Source organism: Gilliamella sp. B3817 (assembly GCF_026536705.1).
Taxonomy (GTDB): Bacteria; Pseudomonadota; Gammaproteobacteria; order Enterobacterales; family Orbaceae; genus Gilliamella; species Gilliamella apicola_I.
The window spans coordinates 78,199-85,178 of sequence record NZ_JAFNNV010000010.1 but is presented as its reverse complement, the minus strand read 5'-3'; the positions used below and the strand labels follow the sequence as shown (position 1 = coordinate 85,178).

The window sequence follows — 6,980 nt, the reverse complement described above, 5'->3', positions numbered from 1 at the left end:
TTTGGTTATGATCTTCTAAATTAAGTGAACCTTTCTTATCAACGTTATAGTTAGATTTTTCGCTAAAGACATTCTCGGCTTTCGCGTTCCAAGAACCACCAGTTATATTGGTGTTTCCTTCATAAGTATGTTTACCACTAATAAAGTTATCACCAGAGATTACATTGACATTGCCTTTTCCATTTGCTTTGCTATCAATATCCCAGCCTACTTGATAATCATTATTAGTATGATTGAAATTAAGCTCACCCGCTGGTAATGATGGATCTTGATTTGCAAAATGGATAACCGGCACATCAATTGCTCCCGCTTTTTGTGGCGCTTCATTTGGTTTACCACCAACATTTAATTTACCGCCCTCATTGATGGTTATACCATCATTTTCACCATTAGCGTTTTTAGTTGTGTTTATTTTGGCATCATTAGAAACCGTGATTTCACTTTTATTACCAATTGATATATCCTTAACCACATTCAATGCAGAATCAGTTCCATCAACAAATACTTTACCACCATTTCTAACAACTAAAGTACCGTTGACTGTATCACCAATATTGGCTTTAGCACCATTTAAAATATTTAGCTCAGCATGACCCGTATTTACATTTTTTTCTGGTCCTATACGCATAGTGGCCGCATTTAATGTTGAATCCTTACCTATAACATTAAAAATTGCAGTACCATTTGCAAATCCAAGCAATAGCGTATTTTTTGCGTCAAATAAGCCGCCCTCTATGACATCAACTTTGGCATTACCATTAGCGCCAACAAATACTTGAATTTTCGATTTTTGAATGAATGCGCTTCCTTTACCTTTCACTGTTAGGGTGGTATTAGAACCAGCTTCACTTCCTATACTTGGCGAAGCCCAAGCAGTATTAGTGAAAGTACCACCATTTGTGATTAATACATTCGCATCACCACCTTGGAAACCAAAGTATGCAACACCCTGAGCATTAATAAGATGTCCATTATCAAGAATTAATTCACCTGAATTTCCTGCGCCTCGACCAACTAAAATTCTTGCTAACGATAGCGTACCGCCATCACTAATCGTTAGACGTCCTTTTCCATTTGTCCCTGACCCTAATGAATATTCCTCATTGGTTATTTGACCACTTTGAATTGTGCCAGTACCATTACCTTTGATTGTTTCATTCGAATTGATATGAATTGGTGCAGCTAATGCACTTTCAGACATAGCAGCTGTAATCATGATGGCTGCTGCAATTTTACTTACTGAAGATTTTGTTTTGCCTTTGGCTAGTTCCGATACTGCCAAGCTTATTCCTTGTCTATTTTTTAAAACTTTGTAGATTTTATTCATTTATTAAATTTCCTTGATTTTACGATATTAAACATAACCACTAGTCTTTTAGAAAGTTATGTAAAAATATTATTGATCGGATTAAATGATCAATCAATATTCAATCGATCGAAAATTTCTTATAAATATTGTAAGCATTATTTAATCTATTGTTTTTGTTTATTAAATATTAATTAATTCAATGAAAAAACAATGAAAAGTTTTGATGAGATAATTTTCAGATAAACGTAAAAACCGCTAATCTAATTTTCGCTTAAAAAGTGATAAATATTGGACCTATTTTGCACACCAAACTTCTCAATTTATAACGGTTGATAACTTGGCTAGCTGACATAGACAACGCAAATAAATTTTTAATAAAATTTAAATGGTAAGCCATTATTTTATTTTTTCTCTATGATATTTATTAAATTTTTTTAACATTTACAGCGCTATTTATTAAACGATTTTTATAACAACATTATTTTTTTAGATTTAACATTGGGAAGATAACATTTTCGATGTACTGAGTTGAGGAAATAGACTTCAGCTAAAATATGGGTTTTCAGGCACTCTTAAGAGTACCTGATTTTAAAAGAGAATAGTTAATCGTTGTGATGCTAGATTTTTGTTGAAAAAAGTTGATCTGTTTGGTGATCAAGATAAGCTTGATTGACAAGTATTCCATCATTCACACCTTCAACTTCAGGCCCTTTATCCGTTTGTTTTAACATTTTTTTCGTAATGGTTAAAATACTTTTTTGCTGACATTTTGGACATTGGCAATATTCATAATTTAGCATTGACATTTTATCGTCAGTCTTTTTAACGAGCAAATCCCGAATATCTTTTTGAAGTTCTACATTGGCTAATGCATCGGCATAATTACCTACACGACTATTATTAATATTGTTTTCTAATTCTTCACTAGACAAAGAATGGAAAAAATATTTTTTGTACCAAGTTTGGCAATCTTCACAAAAGGCATCTTCTATGAATAAAGCTGTTAAAATTGGGTAAAAGAAGACTAAGAATTCAATCAGATAAATGCCAGCTAATAACATCCCTGAAATTGAACCTTTTGATGAGCTACCTTTAGTAATCGTGATTTCACGATAAGGAATGATATCATCTATTAATAAAGTTATAGTATCAATAGGCGATAAAAACAGTGAAATCCAATTGGACAAATAATTAGTGTCAAATAACAAAACTTCAAAAGTAACCAAATTTGAATAATAGGCAAACAAGCAGATTAAAAAAGTCATTAATATATTGATTTTGACATTACGGATCTTCGCTAATTGAGATAAATTAGATTGCAACATGATTATCACATAACACATCCCCACAATAAGACCGATATCAATAAGAATTAGTGGAGAAAAATGAGAGATTATGGCATATACAACGCCAAGTAAAATAGCCACAAAAATACCCAGCAAAGTTAAAACAATCGTAGAGCCCAGATTGAATTTATTTGAAAATTGATAGTGTTCAGTTGAGGTGTTCATTATTTTTCCTTATATTTATAGATAAATCTACTTTGATTATTTCAATAGAAAAATTAGATAATTTATATTATTGACAGCAAGTGAAACCGTCATTATTTTCATAAAACATATCAAAGCTTTTTTGAGAGCGGCGTATTTTAGTATGAGTAAAAGGAAAGAAAAAGGGATTTTTTTAAATGTTGAAATCGAGCTATTTTTAAATTCATTAACTTCTCAATATTTTGATAATAAAATCAATTGATATTGAGAAGAATTACGTTGTTATATCTAATTAATAAAATTATTCGATATTTTGTACTTGTTCTCGAATTTGTTCTATTAAAACTTTTAATTCAATGGCACTAGCCGTGACATCGGCATTAATAGATTTTGAAGCAATGGTATTCGATTCACGGTTGAATTCTTGCATCATAAAATCAAGTCGACGTCCAACGGCTTCATTTTTCTTCAAAATTGCATAAGTTTCTTTAACGTGTGTCATTAGACGATCAAGCTCTTCAGCAACATCAATACGTTGAGCCATCATGACAATTTCTTGTTCAAACCTTGAGCTATCTAATTCGATATTGGCTTCAGCTAATTTAGTTTGTAGACGCTCTTTTTGCCATTCCAAAATCTGTGGCATCCACTGACGAATCTTTTCAACTTGTTCCGTTATCCCTTCGAGCCGTTGGATGATAAGCTCACCTAATGCTTTACCTTCACGTTCACGTACAGTAATAAATTCATCAATTGTCGAATCTAATATTGCTAAAAGTTCTTGCGATATGGTATCTAAATTTTGCTCTTTAGCTGATAATACACCTGGCCAACGTAAAACATCGATAGGATTGACTTCGCCGGATTTGTGCTCTGACTGAATCCAATTAGCTGCATTTAAAATTTGTTTAGCTAGATCTTGGTTTAAAGATAATTCTTGATGTTGAGCAGCAGGATCCAATTCAAAACGCAAATGGCATTCAATTTTACCCCGCGTTAAACGATGACGAAGCCGTTCACGAATAATAGGCTCAAGTGAGCGAAACTGTTCAGGCAAACGGATGTAAGTTTCTAAATAACGTTGGTTGACCGAACGAAGCTCCCAAGAAGCGGTCCCCCATGGTTGATTTACTTCTTTTCTGGCATAAGCGGTCATACTGGAAATCATAATGGCTTCCTAAATTTAGTAAAAAACTTGCTGGGCATTGTATCACAAATTCTGTATAATGCGCTCTTAGCTTAGGCTAAACATCAACCTTTTCTTGTTGATGTCCTCCTAAATGGTAAATTCAAATAATTTTTTAAATATAACTGCTGGAGAAATGCATGCGCCCGTCAGGTCGATCTGCGGAACAAGTCCGCCCTATCAAAATTACCCGTCATTACACTAAGCATGCAGAAGGTTCTGTATTAGTAGAGTTCGGTGAAACAAAAGTACTGTGTAATGCAACTGTCGATGAAAGCGTACCCCGTTTTTTAAAAGGTCAAAATCAAGGTTGGGTCACGGCTGAATATGGTATGTTGCCACGAGCCACTAATTCAAGAACGCAACGGGAAGCGACAAAAGGTAAACAAACAGGTCGCACAATGGAAATTCAACGATTAATTGCTCGTTCATTAAGAGCAATGATAGATCTTAAACTTTTAGGCGAATATACCATTACCTTAGACTGCGATGTCATTCAAGCTGACGGTGGTACAAGAACAGCTTCAATTACTGGCGCGTGTGTAGCGCTAAATGATGCGATAAATAAAATGATTGCCGAAGGTAAAGTTAAACAAAATCCGATTAAATCATTGGTCGCAGCGGTGTCTGTCGGTATTGTCGATGGTCAACCTGTATGTGATTTAGAATATATTGAAGATTCTAATGCTGAAACTGATATGAATGTAGTAATGACTGATGACGGACGAATTATTGAAGTTCAAGGGACTGCCGAAGGTGAACCTTTTAGTCATGACGAATTATTAAAATTATTAGAATTAGCCAAAAATGGCATTGCAACAATTATTGATGCACAAAGACAGGCCTTAAAAGATTAATTGGAGAGGATCGATGAAATCATACAAAAGTGAATTTATTGAATTTGCTTTAAATCGGCAAGCATTGAAATTTGGCGAATTCACCTTAAAATCAGGTCGAAAAAGTCCTTATTTTTTTAATGCGGGTTTGTTTAACACCGGTAAAGATTTAGCGCTTTTAGGTCGCTTTTACGCTGCTGCTTTATTAGATGCCAAGCTCGAATATGACGTAATTTTTGGTCCTGCTTATAAGGGGATTCCGATTGTATCATCAACTGTCGTTGCATTATCTGAACATCACAACGTTGATGTTCCTTACTGCTTTAATCGTAAAGAGGCAAAAGATCATGGTGAAGGAGGCAATTTAGTCGGCAGTTCGATTTATGAGCAACGTGTTATGCTGGTTGACGATGTTATTACTGCCGGAACCGCAATACGTGAATCGATGCAAATATTGGAAGATAATAAATCAAAATTAGCTGGCGTATTAATTTGCTTAGACCGACAAGAAAAAGGTCGTGCCGATCTTTCTGCAATTCAAGAAATTAAACAAACTTATCATTGCGAAGTGATTTCAATTATTACACTTGATGATTTGATCCAATATCTTTATCAAGATCCAACCAGACAAGATCAAGTAAAACTAGTTGAAGCTTATCGTGAGCAATATGGTATAAACTAAAGTAAACTCTTACACAATCAGCTAATGAAATAAAAGCGTTGAAAAACGCTTTTACATCTTTTTACAATCCCATACATTTTTTAGACATTTAATCTGCTTTTTATCTATAATCTAGACTAGATTTATTTAGCCTTTTATTAGCAATTCAACAAGTATTTTTATAAACAAATAAACATTAACTAAGGATAATAAGATGAAAAAAACAATTTTATTTGCCATGTTACTCAATATTGGTATCGCCTTTGATAGTTATGCTGCTAACTCAGTTAATCAAGAATTGAATGTCAATAATACTTATCTTCAATTACAAGAATTAAAATATGGCAAAAATTTAATACCTGTGGGAAAAGTTGAAGCCAAAATTTCTGAAACTGTCGTATTAAAACCTGACACAGTACAATTTTCTGTAACTTTACTAACTGATGCCGCAACACCTAACGATGCCTCAGATCTCAATGTAAATATAATGAAACAATTTAAAGATGAATTATTGAAGTTGGGCTTAACTGAAGACAATTTAGAGACAATTGGTTATCAAAACAATGTGAGAGAGATAAATCAAGAAAATAGTCAAGAAAATTCAAAATATCAAGCAAATATGAATATTGTTATAAAGATTGATAATAACGATAGCTTTGTTGATCTCAATAAAATATTAGATAAATATAATATCAATGATATTCATCAAGTAAAAAGCGATAAAGTTAAAAATCTCTATGCTTTCAATATTCGCGAAACAGCCCAAACTTTAAATAACGCCAAAGATAATCTTTATAAAAAATATTCAACCATTACCGATGAATTAAAAAAACTTCAATTAACTGATTTCACCATAACCAATTCAGATACGGATAAAATATCACCGGAAAGAATTACTGTAAAACAATATTATGTTCAGCATAATCTTATGGTCAAAACAACTAAGCTTGACCTTATTGGTAAAATTATTGCTAAAGCTCAAGAATTAAAAATGGTTGTCAATGATGATACTTATTACACCGTTTCGAAAGAAGCCGTTCAAAAAGCAGTTGAAGAGCATGAAGCAATATTATTAGCTAAACTTAAAAATAAAGTTGAAAGACTACTGGCGAAACAATATCTGTTAGGTGCACCAATACAACTTGATATAAGCGGTGGAGAATTTGATTTGCATTCCGAATACAATCCATCTCAACGTTATGCGAAAAGATTGTATGCTGATGGAAATATGAGGGCTGATGTTAATATTTATGCTCCAACAGAGTATAAAATAAATCTTGTTTTATCAGGTACTTTTGAAACACTTAAACCTATACAATAAACTTTGAAGATAAACCTATCATCAATTGAACACGCTCTCCTTAGTTAGCTCTTTAATTAAATGGTAAATAGTCGGAGAGCGTTTAACCCCAAATATACTTACCATTTTATTTATAATTTAAAGTAATTATTGTACAAATAGTTTACTAAATCAATCATCCATTTTTTCAAGCTACTC

The 6,980-nt window shown here is 32.9% G+C and carries 6 protein-coding genes; 3 read left to right on the top strand and 3 right to left on the bottom strand.

Annotation, left to right across the window (positions count from 1 at the left end):
- From J3U36_RS10390 to J3U36_RS10380, 3 genes are all read right to left on the bottom strand, one after another.
- Positions 1-1,327: ESPR-type extended signal peptide-containing protein (locus J3U36_RS10390; protein ID WP_267385903.1), on the bottom strand; the 1,327-nt coding region annotated here is incomplete at its 3' end.
- Positions 1,328-1,926: 599 nt separating this feature from the next.
- Positions 1,927-2,820: a hypothetical protein gene (locus J3U36_RS10385; protein WP_267377842.1), complete on the bottom strand. Its 894-nt coding sequence runs from the start codon at positions 2,818-2,820 to the stop codon at positions 1,927-1,929.
- A gap of 280 nt (positions 2,821-3,100) precedes the next feature.
- Positions 3,101-3,967 carry a YicC/YloC family endoribonuclease gene (locus J3U36_RS10380; protein WP_267352166.1) on the bottom strand — a complete coding sequence of 289 codons (867 nt, stop codon included), beginning with the start codon at positions 3,965-3,967 and terminating at the stop codon, positions 3,101-3,103.
- Positions 3,968-4,125: 158 nt separating this feature from the next.
- On the opposite strand from J3U36_RS10380, the gene rph reads away from it, so the two are divergent.
- From rph to J3U36_RS10365, 3 genes are all read left to right on the top strand, one after another.
- Positions 4,126-4,842 (top strand): ribonuclease PH, encoded by a 717-nt coding sequence (rph, locus tag J3U36_RS10375; RefSeq protein ID WP_267377840.1) that lies wholly within the window; start codon positions 4,126-4,128, stop codon positions 4,840-4,842.
- 13 nt (positions 4,843-4,855) lie between these two features.
- Positions 4,856-5,503, top strand: a complete 648-nt coding sequence (gene pyrE, locus J3U36_RS10370) for an orotate phosphoribosyltransferase (protein WP_267352167.1) — start codon at positions 4,856-4,858, stop codon at positions 5,501-5,503.
- A 193-nt stretch (positions 5,504-5,696) separates the two neighbouring features.
- Positions 5,697-6,803 carry an SIMPL domain-containing protein gene (locus tag J3U36_RS10365; RefSeq protein ID WP_267377838.1) on the top strand — a complete coding sequence of 369 codons (1,107 nt, stop codon included), beginning with the start codon at positions 5,697-5,699 and terminating at the stop codon, positions 6,801-6,803.
- Positions 6,804-6,980: the final 177 nt, after the last annotated feature.

What these genes read in the sequence shown, in the direction of transcription:
- J3U36_RS10385 (WP_267377842.1), bottom strand. Translation starts at nt 2,820, where the DNA reads ATGAACACCTCAACTGAACACTATCAATTTTCAAATAAATTCAATCTG.
- J3U36_RS10380 (WP_267352166.1), bottom strand. Translation starts at nt 3,967, where the DNA reads ATGATTTCCAGTATGACCGCTTATGCCAGAAAAGAAGTAAATCAACCA.
- rph (WP_267377840.1), top strand. Translation starts at nt 4,126, where the DNA reads ATGCGCCCGTCAGGTCGATCTGCGGAACAAGTCCGCCCTATCAAAATT.
- pyrE (WP_267352167.1), top strand. Translation starts at nt 4,856, where the DNA reads ATGAAATCATACAAAAGTGAATTTATTGAATTTGCTTTAAATCGGCAA.
- J3U36_RS10365 (WP_267377838.1), top strand. Translation starts at nt 5,697, where the DNA reads ATGAAAAAAACAATTTTATTTGCCATGTTACTCAATATTGGTATCGCC.